General features: G+C 62.7%; 13 protein-coding genes. 6 read left to right on the top strand and 7 right to left on the bottom strand.

Annotated elements, in window-relative coordinates:
* Positions 1-15 precede the first annotated feature (15 nt).
* Positions 16-795 (bottom strand): helix-turn-helix transcriptional regulator, encoded by a 780-nt coding sequence (locus tag X726_RS159975; RefSeq protein ID WP_023668824.1) that lies wholly within the window; start codon positions 793-795, stop codon positions 16-18.
* Positions 796-905: 110 nt separating this feature from the next.
* Between X726_RS159975 and X726_RS159980 the strand changes: the two genes are divergently transcribed.
* The 5 genes from X726_RS159980 to X726_RS160000 all read left to right on the top strand — a co-directional run bounded on the left by X726_RS159980 (position 906) and on the right by X726_RS160000 (position 8,252).
* Positions 906-3,065: a hydantoinase/oxoprolinase family protein gene (locus X726_RS159980; RefSeq protein WP_023668823.1), complete on the top strand. Its 2,160-nt coding sequence runs from the start codon at positions 906-908 to the stop codon at positions 3,063-3,065.
* A gap of 12 nt (positions 3,066-3,077) precedes the next feature.
* Positions 3,078-5,282, top strand: a complete 2,205-nt coding sequence (locus X726_RS159985; protein ID WP_023668822.1) for a hydantoinase B/oxoprolinase family protein — start codon at positions 3,078-3,080, stop codon at positions 5,280-5,282.
* Positions 5,279-5,764: an acetone carboxylase subunit gamma gene (locus tag X726_RS159990; protein WP_023668821.1), complete on the top strand. Its 486-nt coding sequence runs from the start codon at positions 5,279-5,281 to the stop codon at positions 5,762-5,764. Before X726_RS159985 ends, X726_RS159990 begins: the two co-directional genes overlap by 4 nt.
* A 101-nt stretch (positions 5,765-5,865) precedes the next feature.
* The gene (locus X726_RS159995; protein WP_023668820.1) at positions 5,866-6,693 is read left to right on the top strand and encodes an SDR family oxidoreductase; all 828 of its coding nucleotides are present in this window, start codon (positions 5,866-5,868) and stop codon (positions 6,691-6,693) included.
* A 275-nt stretch (positions 6,694-6,968) separates the two neighbouring features.
* Positions 6,969-8,252 carry an O-antigen ligase gene (locus tag X726_RS160000; protein ID WP_023668819.1) on the top strand — a complete coding sequence of 428 codons (1,284 nt, stop codon included), beginning with the start codon at positions 6,969-6,971 and terminating at the stop codon, positions 8,250-8,252.
* Between the two features lie 10 nt (positions 8,253-8,262).
* Here the strand turns inward: X726_RS160000 and X726_RS1000000167955 are convergent, their stop codons facing one another.
* From X726_RS1000000167955 to X726_RS160010, 3 genes are all read right to left on the bottom strand, one after another.
* Positions 8,263-9,354 (bottom strand): acyltransferase, encoded by a 1,092-nt coding sequence (locus X726_RS1000000167955; protein ID WP_023668818.1) that lies wholly within the window; start codon positions 9,352-9,354, stop codon positions 8,263-8,265.
* A gap of 113 nt (positions 9,355-9,467) precedes the next feature.
* Complete coding sequence (locus tag X726_RS160005) at positions 9,468-10,691, bottom strand: polysaccharide biosynthesis/export family protein (RefSeq protein ID WP_033001761.1); 1,224 nt, start codon at positions 10,689-10,691, stop codon at positions 9,468-9,470.
* Between the two features lie 218 nt (positions 10,692-10,909).
* A complete protein-coding gene (locus X726_RS160010) occupies positions 10,910-11,587 on the bottom strand; it encodes a sugar transferase (protein ID WP_023668816.1) in 678 nt (225 codons plus the stop codon).
* A gap of 607 nt (positions 11,588-12,194) precedes the next feature.
* Here X726_RS160010 and X726_RS160015 point away from each other — a divergent pair.
* Positions 12,195-12,467, top strand: a complete 273-nt coding sequence (locus tag X726_RS160015; RefSeq protein ID WP_023668815.1) for a hypothetical protein — start codon at positions 12,195-12,197, stop codon at positions 12,465-12,467.
* A 47-nt stretch (positions 12,468-12,514) separates the two neighbouring features.
* Here the strand turns inward: X726_RS160015 and X726_RS160020 are convergent, their stop codons facing one another.
* Genes X726_RS160020 through X726_RS160030 form a run of 3 tightly spaced genes read right to left on the bottom strand, consistent with a single transcriptional unit; the run spans position 12,515 to position 17,249 of the window.
* A complete protein-coding gene (locus X726_RS160020; RefSeq protein WP_023668814.1) occupies positions 12,515-14,350 on the bottom strand; it encodes an ABC transporter ATP-binding protein in 1,836 nt (611 codons plus the stop codon).
* Between the two features lie 5 nt (positions 14,351-14,355).
* A complete protein-coding gene (locus tag X726_RS160025) occupies positions 14,356-15,333 on the bottom strand; it encodes an HPr kinase (RefSeq protein WP_023668813.1) in 978 nt (325 codons plus the stop codon).
* Positions 15,330-17,249 (bottom strand): lasso peptide isopeptide bond-forming cyclase, encoded by a 1,920-nt coding sequence (locus tag X726_RS160030; RefSeq protein WP_023668812.1) that lies wholly within the window; start codon positions 17,247-17,249, stop codon positions 15,330-15,332. Before X726_RS160030 ends, X726_RS160025 begins: the two co-directional genes overlap by 4 nt.
* Position 17,250: the final 1 nt, after the last annotated feature.

Genomic DNA, 17,250 nt, shown 5'->3' with positions numbered 1-17,250 from the left:
CATATCGATGGCGGACTAACCGTCTGCCCGATGCTGGAAGAACTGCAAAAACAGCTCCCGTTCGGTGGTTATGTCGAGCTTCTCGTAGATGCGGCGGCGGTGGTTCTTCACCGTGCCGACGGCGATGCCGAGCCGTTCCGCGATGTTGGCGGTCGGATGTCCCGCCAGGATCAACTGCACCAATTCCCGCTCGCGCAGCGACAGCTCCGGCCACAGGCTCGCCGGGATGGTCGGCTCCTGCCGGGGCGAGGCGCCGGGGCCGGTCGGCGCCGATGTGCGGGAGAACTCGGTGCCGCGCGCCTTGATGTCGAGCGCATGCAAGGCCTCGAACACCGGCAGCCGCTCGTCCAGCAGGGCGATCTCGCTCTCCTTGAAGGTGGAGGTCGAGCGGTCGAGGAAGATGCCGAGGCACCAGTCGCCGCCATCGGCCAGCATGATGCCGACCTCATCGCAGATTTCCGACTGCGCCAGGAAGCCGGCTATGTACTGGCCGCGCTTGGCCTCGTCATCGGCAAGCCGCTTCAGCGGCAGGATGCCCAGCCTCTGCTCACGCCGCCACGAGGCATAGAACGGGTCGAAGACGTAGTAATTGTCGAGATAGCGCCGGACCATCTCGTCGGAGAAGCGCCGGTGCTTGATGAATTCCGGCGTCTTCGTCGCCGAATATCGGGTCACGGTGACGAGATCGTGCTCGATGTCGGCGCCGATCAGGTCGATCAGGCAGTCGACATGCCTGTCCGTACCGGTGGCGGCAATCGCCTTGGCGAGCGGCCCCCAGATATTGCCCATGCGCATGCCCTTTTCTCAGCGATCCCGGTCCGGCGGACATTGTGTCTTTTGGCATATGGCGCAAGGCCGCCCAAGGAATCTAGCTTGAGCCATCCTACAGCAATCCTGAGGCGACCGTGACCCAACCCAACCTCACCAGCCCCATCGTCGGCAATCCAATCGTCATCGGCATCGACGCCGGCGGCACCATGACCGACACGATCCTTGTCGACCAGGACGGCCACTTCAAGATCGGCAAGTCGGCAACCACGCCGAAGAACGAGGCCGAAGGCTTCCTCGCATCGGCCGAAGACGCGGCCGACGCCTGGGGCATCTCGCTGGAGCAGCTGTTCTCCGGCGTCAACGTCGTGCTCTATTCCGGCACCGGCATGCTCAATACACTGTTGTCGCGCACCGGGCGCCGGCTTGGCCTGATCACCACCAAGGGTCTGGAAGACATGATCCTGATGGGTCGCGGCCTGCAGGCCTGGGCCGACTATTCCTATGCCGACCGGCTGCATGCGGTGACCCACCATCATCCCGATCCGCTGGTGCCGCGCCGTCGCACCCATGGCGTCACCGAGCGCATCGACCAGTTCGGCGACATCGTGCTGCCGCTCTACGACCATGAGGTCTCGGCTGCGGCCAAAAAGCTGATCGCCGACAAGGTCGAAGCGATCTGCATCATGACCATCTTCTCGCACGTCAATCCGGTGCACGAAAAGCGCATCGCCGAGATCTGCCGCGAGGAGGTGCTGAAAGCCGGCGCCGACATCCTCATCTACACCAGCCACGAGGTCCGCCCGGTCATCCGCGAACAGTCGCGGCTGAACTCGGTGCTGATCGAAGCCTACGCGACGTCGCGCGGCCGCAAGCAGCTCAAGAGCATCGAGGACGTTTCGAAAAAATACGGCTTCAAATACGGCGTGCAGACGCTGCTGTCCTTTGGCGGCCTGACCTCAATCAACCATCCGCGCCTGCACGAAACCATGATTTCCGGCCCGATCGGCGGTATTCTCGGCGCGGCCTATGTCGGCAAGCTCATCGGCAACGACTCCCTGATCTGCTCGGACATGGGCGGCACCTCCTTCGACATGGGCGTCATTTCGCGCGGCCAGACGCGGATCGAGAACGAGCCGCTGATGGACCGTTTCAAGCTCAACGTGCCGACGCTGCATCTCGACACGATCGGCGCCGGCGCCGGCATGATCCTCAAGGTCGACCCGCTGACCAAGAAAGTCTCGCTCGGGCCGGAAAGCGCCGGTTCCGACCCCGGCCCCATCTGCTTCGCCAAGGGCGGCACTGAACCCACCATCGCCGATTGCGACGCCATACTAGGCCGCCTCAACCCGTATTATTTCCTCGGCGGCAAGGTCGTCTTGCAGGTCGAGAAGGCGCGCAAAGCGTTTGAGGAAAAATGCTCCAGCATCCTTGGCGTCGGTGTCGAGGAGGCTGCCGAAGGCATGATCGACATGCTGGAAGCCGATGCCAACAACGCGCTGCGCCGGGTCATCTCCGGCCAGGGCATCCATCCCTCGGAATTCACGCTGCTGTCCTATGGCGGCTCGGGTCCGCTGCATCTGGCCGGCTGCTCCAGGGGCATCGGCTTCAAGGACATCATCACCTTCCAGTTTGCCGCCGCCTTCTCGGCCTTCGGCTGCACCACCGCCGATTTCATGCGCCGGCATTCGGTCTCGACGCAGCACGACATCGGCGCCCGCGCAAGCGATGACGAGCTGCTCGCTTTCGGCAAGAAGGTCACCGACGTCTGGAATGATCTCACCAAGGCGGCGGTCGACGAGATGATCAGCGACGGCCATATCAGAGACAAGATCAAGACCGTGCCGTTCCTGATGATGCGCTACACCGGCCAGCTCGAGGATGTCGAGGTCATGGCACCGCTTGCCGAGGTCAATTCGGCTGACGACATGCGTAGGGTCATCGACGAGTTCGAGGCGGTCTACGCCAAGGTCAACCATCGCGTTTCGCGCTATGGCGAAGCCGGCTTCACCATCACCGAGCTCGGATTGATCGCCACCGCCGACAAGGTCAAGCCGGTGCTCTTGAAGCGCCCGCTCGGCAAGTCGGCCCCGGCAGCAGCGCACAAGGGCGTGCGCGAGGCCTATATCGGGGGACGCTGGCACAAGGCCAATCTCTACGAGATGGACCTACTGCAGCCCGGCCATGAGGTGATCGGTCCGGCCATCATCGAACATCCCGCCACCACGCTCGTTGTTCATCCGCAGGACCGTGTCCACGTCGATGAGTGGACGCTGCTGCATTACACCCATTCTTGAAAGGGCACCGCCATGTTGGACAGACCTGCCTCGGCCCTGCGCCTTCGCGAACGGCTGCTCGATTCACAACGGCTGATGGAAGAGACCGGCTGCTATGACGGCATCACCGAGCTCACGCTACGCAACCAGGACCCGCTGAAATTCGAGACGCTGCACACCAAGCTGCGCGCCTATTGCGTCTCGGCCCGCGAAATGGCCCGCCGCATCTCGGCCTCGCCCGGCGTGCGCGAAGTCGGCGAAATGGTGGTGGCGATCTATACGCCCGAGGGCGATGCGATCGCGCTGTCCAACGGCATCATGGTCCACGTCCACACGATGAGCCGCTTCATCAAATGGATGATCAAGAACAATTACGAGGAAAACCCGAAGATCCGCGAAGGCGACATCTTTGCCAACAACGATGCCTTCATCGGCACCGTGCAGGTGCCCGACGTCATGGACGTGGTGCCGATCTTCCATGAAGGCACGCTGGTCGGCTGGGCCGGTGCGGTCTGCCACGAGCTCGAAGCCGGCGGCATCACGCCCGGCGGCGACGTCTGCCTGGCGCAGGAGCGCTTCACCGAAGGCCTGTTCGTCTGCGCCGAGAAGATCGGCGAGAATGACGAGATCCGCCGCGACTACGTCATCCGCTGCGAGCGCAATCTACGCATGCCGATCTACTGGGTGCTCGACGAGAAGGCCAAGGTCGCCTCCTGCATCGACATGCGCGAAAGCGTCAAGCAGCTGATCTCCGAGATCGGCCTCGACTACTGGATGAAGGTGTCGAAGGAGTTCATCGAGGAGGGCCGTCGCGCCCAGCTCGCCCGCACCCGCCAGCTCACCGTGCCCGGCATTTATCGTGGCCACACCTTCTACGGCCATGTCACGACGGGCAAGCCCGGCTTCCAGCTGCTTGGCGATCCCGACTGGCTCTACAACATCCCGATCGAGATGGAGATCACCACCGACGGCAAGATCACCATGGACTTCGAGGGCACGCAGCCCTGGGGCTACCATTCGATGAACTGCACGCCGGCCGGCATGGATGGCGGCATGTTCGTCACCTTGACCCAGCACATGAATTTCGAGGGCCTGGTCAATGACGGCGCCTGGATGGCGACCGAGCTGAAGCTGCCGCACGGCACCTGGACCAACCCCGACAATGAGATGGTGGCGACCGCCACATCCTGGGCGCTGCTGCTGCCGGCCTATGGCGTGTTCCAGCGCCTTTTGTCGCGCGGCTTCGTCGCGCGCGGCTTCGTCGAGGAAGCCTTCGTTGGCCAGGTCAACAGCCCGATGATCGAGATGGGCGGCGAAAGCCAGTACGGTACGCCGTTCGGCATGGCGCATTTCGAATGCGCCGCCGCCGGCTCCGGCGCGCTGGCCATCGCCGATGGCCTCGACACCGCCTATGTCGGCTGGAATCCGGAATCCGACATGGGCAACATCGAGGTCTGGGAACAATCGATGCCGATGGTCTATATCGGCCGCTCGATCGTCCCCAATTCAGGGGGCGCCGGCAAATATCGCGGCGGCTGTTCCTTCGTCTCGACCTGGCTGATCAACAAGACCTCGCACCTGCGACTGCACACCTCGGAACACTCCTCGCGGGTATTCGACAATGGCGGCATGTGTGGCGGCTATCCCGCGCCGACCTGCCAGAAGCATCGCGCGGTACGCAATTCCAACATCCATGAACTGGCGGCAAAAGGCGAACCGCTCGCGCATGCCCCAGGTATCGATCCGCATGTCTCCGACTACGAGAAGAACATCGGCGGCGACCATGCCGTGGTCGAAGGCCCCTACATCACCTCGCCGCACAAGTCGGGGGACATCTTCAGCCATTCCTACAATGGTGGCGGCGGTTACGGCGACGTGCTGGAGCACGATCCGGTCAAGACCGCCTGGGATGCCGAGAACGGTTTTCTCACCCGCCAGGCGGCGATCCAGATTTTCGGCATCGTGCTGAAGGACGACGCCGAGGGTTATCCGGTTGCCGATATCGACGCCACCGTCGAACGTCGTGCCGCCATGCGCAGAGAGCGTCTGGCCAAGGCGATCCCGGTTTCGGACTGGATCGCTGCCGAACGCGGCCGTGTCGAGAAGGCCGACTTCGCGCCCGAGGTGAAGAAAATGTATGCCAGCGCGATCAAGCTGTCGTCGCGCTTCACCAGGGATTTCAGTGATTTCTGGACCGTCGACGCCAGATCGATCTTCATGCCGGGAGCAAAGCCATGACCTCATACAGCAAGGAAGTCCTCGGCGATCTCTCAGCCGGCAAGCTGCCCTGGCCGCAGACAAAGCGCATCATGAGCGCCTACAAGGACGACGACCGCTTCTTCAAGATGCTCGCCGTCTATCAGGACCGTGTCGCATGGAAGGACCCGATCCTGCTGCCGGTCTCGGATCACCTCTTCATCTGCCAAAGCGGCGATGAACGGATCACCCGCTGCGAATGCGGCCACTCCTTCGGCGACTACCGCAAGAACTGGAAGCTCAAGGCCGCGATCAACGTGCGAAACACCGAGGAAGCGCTGCGCGAGATCTATCCCAACAGCGATATTCCCGATCCGCAATGGATGGAAATTCGCGAATTCATCTGTCCACAATGCGGCACCATGCACGAAGTGGAAGCGGCGGCGCCGGGCTACCCGATCGTCCATGATTTCGAGCCAGATCTCGAAGGCTTCTACCGCGAGTGGCTGGGCAAACCGCTTTAGCGAAACTCGATGTTACGGCCGCGTTGCCGGCAAGGTAGCGCTCCTAGCCGGCGACGGACTATGAATAAACGCATCGTACGTCGCATCGGAGACTGCCCACCATGACAGACCTTTCCGGCCGCAGCGCCATCGTCACCGGCGGGTTTTCCGGCATGGGTTTCGCCATTGCTACGGCCCTGGCGCAAGCCGGCGCCAATGTCGCCGTCGGCTCCTACATCGCGCCCGCCGGCGCCGACAGATCCGACGCCGCCTACTATCCCGGCGCCGATGAACTCGAGGGCGTGCGGTTGGCCCTGTCGGCACACGGCACCAGGGTTTGTGCCGCCCATCTCGATGTCCGCGACAGCGAGGTGACCAACCGGTTTGCAGCCGACGTGCAGGCCGCCATCGGCCCGGCCGACATACTGGTCAATGCCGCGGGCACCACCGCCGAACAGCCGGTCTGCGGCCATTCCGACGCGCTGTGGGACAAGATCGTCGACACCAATCTCAGCGGAGCGTTCCGCGTCACCCGAGCTGTGCTGCCCGGCATGATCGAGCGCGGCTGGGGCCGTATCGTCAACATCGGCTCGACGGCGGCTTCCGTCGGCTGGAAGGACAACCCGGCCTACTGCGCCTCGAAGGCCGGGCTGCTCGGCCTTACCCGCTGTGTAGCGCTGGAAGGCGCCGCGCACGGTGTCACTTGCGTCATGATCAGCCCGACCTGGGTCGAGACCGAACTGATGCGCCGCAACGTGGCGCAGGTCGTCGAGCGTGAGGGCAAGGGCAGAACCGCCGAGGAAGCGATGGCCGAGATCGCCAAGGGCAATCCCCAGCAGCGCATGCTGCAGCCGCAGGAAATCGCGGCTCTAGCCGTGTTCCTGTGCTCGGATCTGGCCAAGGGCATCACCATGGAAAACATCCAGGTCACCGGCGGAGCGCTGTGGTAGCGGCCACAGTTTGAATTTTCGAACAAGCGAGCCGCATTAACGCCATTTGTCGGTTGCATGGTCGTTTTGGGCCTGCCTGCAGCAACTTTACCCCTCGCGGCAAATTTACCATTGAGTGACAGGCGATAGAGGTTATATTGTGCACTGCACAATGGATGCCCGCTGATCGGGGTCCGGCAAGGGCAGGTTCCGGCGATCGCGCATGACGCAGAAAAGCCGACCATGGGCGCTTCAGCCCAGCCGAAAGGCGGCAGCATGAGAAATCCGGTACGGATATGAAGATCCCGAAATCCATTCTGATCGATCCGGACAACAACAAGGCCTATGCCGCCTTCGCCGTTGCGGTGTCGGTCTTTGCCTTCGCCTACTCCACCAATTTCGGCCAGATCCTGATCCTCGCCTACTATCTGGTATGGCTGCCGCTGCTGTTCGTCGATTACCGGCGTTTCGCCCGCGATCTCTCCAGCGCCTGGCTGCCGCTGCTGTTTGCGGCCTATGTCTGCCTGTCGCTGTTCTGGTCGCAAGCGGCCGGCATCAGCGCGCGGGCGGGGCTGCAATATTTCTCCCACATGCTGTGCGCCTACATCGCGGCGCGCACCATCAGCACGCGCACGCTGGTGCTGGGCTCGCTGATCGGCATCTTCATCGTGCTGCTGTATTCGCTGAAGGTTGGCGCCTATGCGCTCGACACTATCGACGGCACCACCAATTTCGTCGGCGCCTTCGGCTCCAAGAACCAGATCGGCTTCTTCGCCTCGCTCGGCATCTTCTTCTGCTTCGCTTTTCTGGCCTTCTACCGGCGCAACTGGATGAGCTTCGTCTGGACCGCGCCGATCATCCTGCTGTCCGTCTATATGCTGGCGATCGCCCACTCGGCGACGTCAGTCGCTTCGCTTCCGGCGGTGATCGGTGTCGTTGCCTTGCTTGCCATGAGCAAGGTTCTGTCACGCCGCTACCGCCGCGTGCTGTTCGTCGTCGGCGCTACGGCGCTGGTCGGCGGTGTGATGGCTGCGCTGAACCTTGGCCTGCTCGATGTCGTGCTCGGCATCTTCGGCAAGGATTCGACGCTGACCGGCCGCACCTATCTCTGGGAACAGGGCTGGGCCGCCGCGCAGCAGCGTCCGGTGCTCGGTTATGGCTATGCCGCCTACTGGATCCAAGGTTTTGCCGATCCGGAACGGCTCTGGGCCGAGTTCTACATCTCCACCCGCACCGGCTTCCATTTCCACAACACCTATATCGAGACGCTGGTCGAGCTCGGCTTCATCGGCGTGACGATGCTGGCGCTGATCATCCTGCGCTCCTTCTGGGGCCATGTTTCGAAGGTGGTGTTCGGTGACTGGAGCGCCGATTCGGTGGTGCTCGCCGGCGCGGTCGGCATGATGCTGATCCGCTCCTTCTTCGAGGTCGAGATCCTCGGCCCCTATTTTATGGCCTCGTTCATCGTCTATTACGGCCTGTTCAAGCTGCGCCCGGTGCCGCTCGCCAGGGCAAGGCGGGCCTATGTTCCGGTGCCGGGCGAGAACACCGCCAACGGCCGCATGCCGGCGCGCGTCTGACTTGCTTATCTCAGGCGACGGCGCGCTTGCGCAGCATCAGCCGCTGCAGGAAGCGGCGCAACGGCTCGTCATAGAGGCGCGTGGCGATGTCGGCGATGACGATGACGGAAACCGCCATGACGATGCCGAACCAGGGATGATGCGCGAACGGGTCGATCGCTGCGGCCTTGCCCGCCCCGGCGATGATCATCAGCAGCGGCGTGTGGATGATGTAGATTGGGTAGGAAATCCGCCCCAGCCAGCCATAGAGGCCTGACAGGCGCGGCGCCGTCGGCGCAATAGTGCCGACCACCACCAGCGCCGGGAAAACAAAGACGACGCAGGCGAGATCGTAGGCGACGCGCGCGCCGCCGGCCGGCGCAATGGCAAAGACGATGAGCGTCAGTGCGATCGCGGCCTCTATCCACCAGCCGCGCCGCAGAAAGCCGAGCCCGCTTTGATAGCGTGTCATGGACCGGCAAAGCAGCACGCCCAGGAAGAACGAGAAACAGACGCGCGGCAGGCCGCTGATGATGGTCGATCCGGTCATGCCGAAGTCGAGGGTGCCGGCAATGATAGAGACGACCACCAGCAACACCAGACTGACGGCAATGAGCGTGCTCAGCACGCGTTTCGTCAGCAGGAAGAAGACGGCGACATAGGCTATGTTGACGATCAGCTCGAAGAACAGCGACCACGACGCGGGGTTGAGCGGAAAGATCGTGTGATAGGCATCGCTGACCAGCGGGATGAAGAACATGCCGGTCGTCAGCATGGTGCCGATCTCGGAGATCGGCATGTATTCCGCCGGAATCAGCCGGTTCTTGACGACGAGATAGAAGAAACCGAGCAGCGTGCCGGCGAGGTAGAGCGGGTAGAGGCGTATCAGGCGGATCGCCACGAACGTGCCGAAGCCCATGCCGTTTTCGATCTTGCGGTCATAGGCATGCGCGATAACGAAGCCGCTGAGCAGGAAGAACAGGTCGACCGCCAGATAGCTCGACGGCAGCACCTTGCCGGCGGCCAGGAACGGCGAGAAGTGGTAGAGCATGACGCTGATCGCCGCGACGCCGCGGATGGCATCGAGATTGAGATAGACGTGGCGCGGGGCAGCGGGCTGCATTTTTGCCTCAAGCGGTCGAAAACGGAAGTTCCCGCCCGCACCCTGGCGCGAACGAGCCGAACTTGTTCATCCCGCCCCTCCGTCGTTCCGGTCTAGCTGAGCGAGACAGGAACTTACTGGCTGGCCGTCGGCGCCAGCTTCACCTTGATGACGTCGCCCGGCAGCACCGGTGTATCTTCCTTGGCATCTATCTCGCTGGTCTTGCCGTCGGTCACGCGCACCAGCGAATAGATGAGCGCCGGCTCTTCATTGTTGTTTGTGATGGCGGCGGTCGTGGCCGGGTCCGATGCCTGGGCCATCAGGCCCTGTTGCATGTTGACCCTGAGTGCGGCTTCGTTGAGGTCTGCTTCGACCTGCTGCCGGTCGGCGGCAAGTCTCGAGTTCAACGTGTTCTGGGCATCGATGGCATCCTGCGTCGCCTTGCTGACCGACTGCTTGGCGGTGAGGATCGCCGTCTCATAGTCCAGGATCTTGCCCTGCAGATCGGTGACCGACTGTTGCGAGGAAAGCAGGCGTGCGTTGGCGACCAGGCCCTTTTGCGCCAGCGGACCGATACTGTCCGCCTGCTGCTGCGCCAGGTCGACCTGCTTTTGCTGGTTGACGATCTTTTTCTGCAGCGCCTCGATTTCGGACTGCAGGACCCCTTTCAGATCGTCAAGCGCCTGCAGCTTCAGCTTCAACGCTTTCTGGTCGGAGATCAGGATCTGCATTTCGTCGGAGACGATTGTCGCCAGGCGCGGGTCGCCCTCGACTTCCTTAGGCGCCTCGAAACTCTCCTTGCCGGCGAGATCGGCATCGATGCGGGCACGCTTGACGATCAACCGCACGCGCTGGTCGTCATAAATGTCGAAATTGCCCTTGGCGGTGATCAGGTCCTTGCCGAGCTGGGTGCCGTAATCGGCGTTGCGCCGGATGCCGCCGGCGATGCTGATCGCCTTGAGCACGGTCAGCTCCGGCACATAGGGAAACTGGCCAGGCGTCTGGATCTCGCCCGAGATGTAGAACGGCCGGAACTGCACCATTTCCACCGAGGCTTCGGGCTTGTCCGACAAGGCAAGCTTGCGCTGCAGGGCGACGCTGATCGCGGCCGCAACCTCCGACGTGGTCTTGCCGGCGGCCGGCAGTTCGCCGACGAACGGCACCGACAAATTGCCGGCTGGACCGACCGAATATTCGCCGTTTACCGCCGACCAGTCACGGAACGTGCCTTCCACCGTCTGCCACTCGGCGACGCGGATGTTGAGCTTGTCTTGCGAGCCGAGCCGGTACTCGTCGGCCATGGCCGGAACCGCGAGCGACAGAGCGAGGCACGTGGCGACGAGCCGTGCCGGCCGCATCGGGCCGGCAAGGCGAAAATACGCTGATATGTCTGTTTTCAACTGAACGTTTCCGATCCGTTTTGGCCCCATCCGCCCGATAGGCCTGCTGCCGAGTGCCTCCTTCGGAACCTGGCAGAATACTATGGCTGCAATGCGAGACCGGCCCATCACCGAATAGCTTTGGACCGGATTGGCTTCGGGCCGTACCGGCCCGATTGCTGACCAGTTGCGGTCGGTCAGTAGGAACCGCGCGACATCCACACCGCGGGCACGGTCTTGAGGATGATGCGAACGTCTTCGAACAGCGACCAGTTCTCGACATAGTGACGGTCGAACGCGACGCGACTGTCATAGGAGACATCGTTGCGTCCGCTGACCTGCCAAAGCCCGGTCAGGCCCGGCCGCGACTTCAAATAATAGACCGCGGCGCTGCCGTAGATCTCCAGCTCGTCGCGCACCACCGGGCGAGGCCCGACAAGGCTCATGTCGCCCTGCAGGATGTTGATGATCTGCGGCAGCTCGTCGAGGCTGAGCTTGCGCAGAACGGCGCCGACGCGGGTGACGCGCGGATCGTTCTTCAGCTTGCGGGTCGCGATCCATTCGGCGTTGGCTTCCGGATTGGCCGCGAGATAGGCGGCCAGCACACGTTCGCCGTCTTCGACCATGGTGCGGAACTTGAGGCAGGGGAAAATCCGCCCACCGCGTCCGATGCGCTTGTGGCCGTAGAAGATCGAGCCGCCGTCGGAAAGCTTGACCAGAAGGGCCACCATCAGGAACAGCGGGCTAAGCGCCACCAGGCCGACAAGTGAACCGAAAATATCGAAACTGCGCTTCAGCAGCCCGCCGATGGGTGGCGGAAAATCTACGCCGACATGCGAAAATGCCGCATTGGCCGACTTGGCAACGTCCCTCATGCAAAAGCTCCATACGTTGAACGGATGGTTTATGCCACGATACCAAAAAAATGCTGCAGCGCAACACACAATTTCCCATATGGCTGAAATAGTCACGTCAGGAATTGACTAAATAATAAACCCTCCTTGCCCAAATTTTGCCCTTTATGGCGGGTTTGTGACGAATAATTAGCAACCGTAGGAAATGTAATGCCTTTTTTCGGCGGGTTTTGGGCAAATCGTCCTTTGCCGCAGAGGGAACGGCTTTAACTGATTTTCGAATCACTGGCTTTGCTAAATTAATCAAGTAAAATACTAATCAACATTGCAGATTCTACTGTAGTATAAAGCGCATGACGAGTTAGGCCACCACCCCTGCGTGTGCATCGCAGCATGGCGGAGTCCAAGCCGCCGCCAAGCCGAAAATTATTGCTGGTTGCCCTTGCCGTCAGTTTCGCGCCTTAATAGAGTCGCAAATTATTCCTGATAGAGTCTGGATGGGTTGGGAAGGCCGGAAGCAACCGGCCGAAAAAGAGCAGCTAAATAAGCTCGCATGGCGAATGGGGAGATACTCGGGTGGGTAAGTCATCGCTTTTGCATGCTCGGGCCGGTTGACGGGCCGCCGAACATGTCATTACCAAAATTCGTCATTGGAATGGTTTTCGCCCTCGCGATCGTGGTCGCGTGGTCCTATGTCGACGGCGCGACGGTCACCACAACGGTGCTTCGCGTCATCGGCTGCGCTGTCCTCATCCAAATCGGTTATTTCCTGCTGGTGTATGTGATGATCGCCAGGAGCGCGCCGACATCGGCCGACAGGGCTCGCGACGCCGAAAGAAGCCTCGGCGCCGACAAGGCGGTTGAAGGCGAGAAGCTCTCGGCGAGGCGCAGCGTGCATTGAACAGTCTGAAGCCGCAAGGTCGGCCTCGGATCATCTTGCAGCCGGACTCAGCCTGCTTCGGCCGGCTCGGGTTCCGATTGCTCGCCTGAAAGCATTTTCGACAGGCGGCTGCCGGCCTTCGCTTTCAACCTCTGATATTGCCCCACTTCGACGATTCGTCCGTTTTCGACTGCAACCACCCAGTCGGCGAAGGCGATCATCGATGGCCTGTGCGCAATGGTCAGGATCGTCATCGATCCGCGCAAGCCGTCGATCGACTTGGCGATCAGGGATTGGTTCTGCCAGTCGAGCGCGCTGGTCGCCTCGTCGAGAATGAGCAGCGAAGGTTTGCGCAGCAGCGCGCGCGCCAGCGCGATGCGCTGGCGTTCGCCGCCCGAGAGCCGGACGCCGCGGTCGCCGACCACCGTGTCGAGCCGCAACTCCAGCCGCTCGACGAAGTCGGCGCCATGCGCGGCGCGCAGTGCAGTCCACAGCTCCGCGTCACTGGCTTGCGGCGCGGCAAGGCGCAGATTGGCGGCGATCGTATCGTGCAGCAGGAACACGTCTTGCGGCACATACGCCACCTGGTCGCGCCAGCGCCGGCGGTTGGCGGCGCCGATCTCGACGCCATCGGCCAGGATCTTGCCCTCGCTCGGTTCGAGCAGGCCAAGCAGCATGTCGGCAAGCGTGCTCTTGCCCGATCCTGACGGACCGATCAGCGCCGTTACCTTGCCGGCGGGAAGGCCAAAGGTGACATCGCTCACCACCGGCTTGCCGCCGGCCTCATAGGCAAAGGAGACGTTGCGGATGTTGAGCCCGACATCGAGCGACAGCTTGGCATCCGATTCGCGGTTTGCCGGCTCGCTTTCGGCATCGAAACGCGCCTGCATGTCGCGCATCGAGGCATAGGCCGGCAGGTTGATCAGTACCTGCTGCGCCTGCATCTGCATGTCCATGAAACGCGGCGCGATGCGCATGAACACCAGAAGCAGGACAACGATCTCGGCCAGCGAGAGGTTGAAGCGGACCAAAGCGACATAGATGAACAGGCTCAGACCAATGACGCTTGCGACCTGGAACAGAGCGGTGCCGACGGTGCTGTTGCGGACATAGTTGATGTTGTCGGCCTTCATCTTCTCCAGCGTCGCGCGAAGCTGCGCGTAATAGGTCGCCTCGACATTCAGACTCTTGGCCACCTTGATGCCGCCGAGGAACTCCGAGACCGTTCGGTACTGCTCCTGGCGATTGCTGGTCAAGACCCGGCCGAAGGCGCTGGCTCGTGCCCGAAACGGCTGCAGCGCCAGGAAGGTGACGATGCCGACGACAATGGCAAACGCCGTCATCACTGGCGAAATGAACAGCGAGACAACGAGATAACCCGCCAGAAGCACGGCGATCTGCACCAGCATAAGCAGCGAGAACGCCGCCGACTGCACGCGGTCGATATCGCCGGTCAGCGCATGGTCGAGATCCGAGCTTCGCATGCGCGCGAATATCCCCCACCGCGCCTTGCCGATGCTCTCGAACAGGTTCATGCGCAGGCGATTGATGAAGTCGAGCAGCAGCCGCGCCATGTAGACGGATTTATAGCGGTTGAACGCTGCCTGCAGCGCGACAAGCCCGACCAGCAGGCAAAGCACCGTGGTCAATTGCAGCGTTCCGTCCGGAGCCAGCCAGCGCACCCAGTCGCGGTCAGGCAACCTGACCGCGAAATTCTGCTCGGGTCGCCCGACCAGATGCAGCAGCGGCACCAGAAGCAGGATCGAGATGCCTTCGGTCAGGCTTCCCAGGATCAGGAACAGCAATGCCGTGAAGGTCCTGCGCCCGCCGATCCGGGCCATGGCGGCGCCGAAGCCGGCGACATCGCGGTAAAACGAAAAGCGCAGGATCTGCGATGCGGACATGTCAGTCACCGCGGCCCTTTGTCGGCCGCCAGATCGTTTTCGATCAGGGCGACAGCTTCGCCGATACGGTCGAGCCCGGTGGGCACTTCGAGGCGACAGACGCCGATCTGGCTGGCCAGGGCGGCGCATTGGCGAAGATGTGTCGTGGCAAAATCGCCGACCAGGGCTGGACGGCCGAAACGCGTCACATAGGAAAATTTGATGATTGCCGGCAGGGCGCCGATGCCTGGCAGCGCCGTGATCGCTGCTTTGTCGCTGCGCTCGAGGATATAGATCCGGGTCGCCGGCACCGCGTCTGCCGCAAATCCGGCGTGCAGGCGATGCTGCATCTTGTCGATCGCCGCATGCACCTGCGGGCGTATTTCTGCCTGGCGGATGGGAAACGCGGCGGCCGCATCGGCGGCGAGTTTCAGCTGCGGAAAACCCGGAACGATCATCGGCCGGTCCGTGAGATCGAGCGCCACGACATCGTCGGTCAGCAAGCGATGGCCGGCGCGGATCATCGCGCTCGCCGTCGTCGATTTCCCGGCGCCCTTGTCGCCCATGAAAACAGCGCTTTTGACGCCGACGGCAATGGCGCTGGCGTGCAGGATGAGCAGGCCGCGCTGGTGCAGGAGCAGTGCCATGACCGGACCGAGCAGCGGAAACGCCAGCAGCGCGTCGTCGACATCAGGCGCCGGCTCCACCTCGATGCGGCAGGCATCGGTAATCAGGAACGCGCCGACCGTCTGCCATGCCAGATATTGCTGCCGCGCCTCGAAGCGGAAAGCAGTTCCGGTCTCGGGCGAGGGTTTTGGCAAGTCGATCGGGCCGACTGTAATCACCACATCGACCGCCGCCGGCGCGCTCGGCTCCAGCTCGGGCAATTCGACCTGCGAACCGATCGTCAGGCCATAAGCCCTGTAGAAGCGTTGCGCGCGAGCCTTGGGATGGCCGGCATCGCGGATCGCATCGGCGGTGAGTGGCATGTTGGCCAGTGTCATGCTTGGCTCCCGCGCTGTTGCACCTGCCTTAGCCACAGCGACAACGCGATCGAACGCCAGACATACTGGACATCGGGCAGGGTGGCTTCGTCCGGTTGCCGCGCGATGCGGCCATAGGCGGCTGTCACTTCGGGCAAATTGACATAGGGCGCGATCAGCGCCGCATCCGCTACCAGCACCTTGTCGAGGAGATCACGGTGATTGCCGAGCATGCCTTTGACCAGGTTCGAGGTGAAATCGATCTTGTCGCGCCGCCACTGCACCGCCGGCGGCAGGATACCTTCCATGGCGCGGCGCAGCACCGAGCGGCCAAAGCCCTGGTTCAGCTTTTCCGCGCCGGGCAGCGCCAGGCAGAACTCGACCAGCGGCTTGTCCCAGAAGGGGTAGCGCGGCTCGACGCCGAAATTGGCGGCGGCCTTGTCGAGAACCTCGAAGGCGTGCGGCACCATGCCGTTCGACAGCAGCCAGCGATGGGTCAAGGTCTCGCTGGCGCTGACCGCGGGCGGCATGTAGCCGGCCCTGCGGAACCGCTCGACGAGGTCGGTGCGCATCGCCAGGTCCGGATTGATCAGGCCGCGCCAGCTCGTCGCCGGCCGCCCAGTTGGATGGCGCCGCAATTTGCCAAGCACGCGGTTCGCGAACCGCTTGATTCTCGCGATGCGCCAGGCCGGCCCGTAAAGGGTAAGGAACTGGTAGTAGAGGCCGAGCATGCCGTCGCCATAGGTGTTGGAGGCGCTGCGCAGCTCGCGCCACAGCTCCATCCATTTGCCGGCGTCGGCGAGTTCGTGCAGATGGCCGTGGCCTTGCGAAACCACCTCGTCGCCACCATGGCCGTCCAGCAGCACCTTCATGCCCTTGGCGCCGGCCGTCCTGTAGATGTCGCGGGTCAGCGACAGGCCGGGGGCCAGGAACGTTTCTTCCTGCTCCTCCAGAATGCGTTCGAATTCCGCGAAGGGCGCGTAGTTGCCGACGGAAATCAAAGTGCCGTCGACCTGCTCCTGTCCAAGCACTGCCTCGATGAAAGGCCGCTCGTCCATCGGCGAACCCTTTTCGAACACCAGCGAGAAGGTCGGCAGCCTCGGCTTGCGCTGCGCGGCATTCTGAAGGCCCGCCACGCAGGCGATCGAGGAGGAATCGAGGCCTCCGCTCAGCATCGCCCCGACCGCAGGCGTGCCGCGCATGCGGTTGCGGACCGATTGCGAAAACAAATGCCGGAATTCCTCGGCCGTATCCGATCGCATCGGCCTTGGCGAGGGTTCGATCTGCCAGTAGCGGCGCAACACCACCTGGTTCCCGGTCACCGTCAGGCTATGGCGCGCCGGCAGGCGGAAGATATCGGCATAGGCTGTCGACTGCGGATTATCGGGCAGCCCGGCCAGGAATCCCGAAATCTGGTGTTCGCTGATGCGCATGTCGACGCCGCCGGCATCGAGGATCGGCCCGATCTCCGAGGCAAAGACGAAGCGCCGGTCGCTCGAATGATAGTAGAACGGTTTGACGCCGAAATGGTCGCGCACGCAAAACAGCTGCCGGCGCTCGCCATCCCAGATGGCAAAGGCGAAGTCGCCTTGCAGATGCTCGGGGCAGGCTTCGCCCCAGCGCAGATAGGCGCGCATCAACAGCACGGCGTCGGCAACCGAACTGTCCCGGATGCCGAGCCTGGCCAGCAATTCGTCGCGATTGTCCAGCCGGCAGTCCGCGGTGATCGCGAGCTTGCCGCCGGCCATGGTCAGCGGGCCGGGGCCGGCTTCATCGGTGGTGTTGAGCCAGGCGTGGCCAAGAACGACGCCCTCGTCCATCCACCACGAACTGCCGTCAGGCGCGCGATGTTGCATGCGGGTAAGCATGCGCTGGATGTCGGCCGCGGCGGCCTGCCTGCCTTCCTGCCTCAGCAGAATTCCGGCGACGCCGCTCATC

Origin of the sequence: Mesorhizobium sp. LSJC285A00 (assembly GCF_000503155.1) — a bacterium.
In the GTDB taxonomy this organism is placed as follows: domain Bacteria; phylum Pseudomonadota; class Alphaproteobacteria; order Rhizobiales; family Rhizobiaceae; genus Mesorhizobium.
Note: the sequence above shows the minus strand (reverse complement) of the source record. Positions and strands in the feature narration are given on the sequence as shown.

Coding starts and splice junctions, on each gene's coding strand:
- X726_RS159975 (WP_023668824.1), bottom strand. CDS start 795: ATGCGCATGGGCAATATCTGGGGGCCGCTCGCCAAGGCGATTGCCGCC.
- X726_RS159985 (WP_023668822.1), top strand. CDS start 3,078: ATGTTGGACAGACCTGCCTCGGCCCTGCGCCTTCGCGAACGGCTGCTC.
- X726_RS159990 (WP_023668821.1), top strand. CDS start 5,279: ATGACCTCATACAGCAAGGAAGTCCTCGGCGATCTCTCAGCCGGCAAG.
- X726_RS159995 (WP_023668820.1), top strand. CDS start 5,866: ATGACAGACCTTTCCGGCCGCAGCGCCATCGTCACCGGCGGGTTTTCC.
- X726_RS160000 (WP_023668819.1), top strand. CDS start 6,969: ATGAAGATCCCGAAATCCATTCTGATCGATCCGGACAACAACAAGGCC.
- X726_RS1000000167955 (WP_023668818.1), bottom strand. CDS start 9,354: ATGCAGCCCGCTGCCCCGCGCCACGTCTATCTCAATCTCGATGCCATC.
- X726_RS160005 (WP_033001761.1), bottom strand. CDS start 10,691: ATGCGGCCGGCACGGCTCGTCGCCACGTGCCTCGCTCTGTCGCTCGCG.
- X726_RS160010 (WP_023668816.1), bottom strand. CDS start 11,587: ATGAGGGACGTTGCCAAGTCGGCCAATGCGGCATTTTCGCATGTCGGC.
- X726_RS160015 (WP_023668815.1), top strand. CDS start 12,195: ATGTCATTACCAAAATTCGTCATTGGAATGGTTTTCGCCCTCGCGATC.
- X726_RS160020 (WP_023668814.1), bottom strand. CDS start 14,350: ATGTCCGCATCGCAGATCCTGCGCTTTTCGTTTTACCGCGATGTCGCC.
- X726_RS160025 (WP_023668813.1), bottom strand. CDS start 15,333: ATGACACTGGCCAACATGCCACTCACCGCCGATGCGATCCGCGATGCC.
- X726_RS160030 (WP_023668812.1), bottom strand. CDS start 17,249: ATGAGCGGCGTCGCCGGAATTCTGCTGAGGCAGGAAGGCAGGCAGGCC.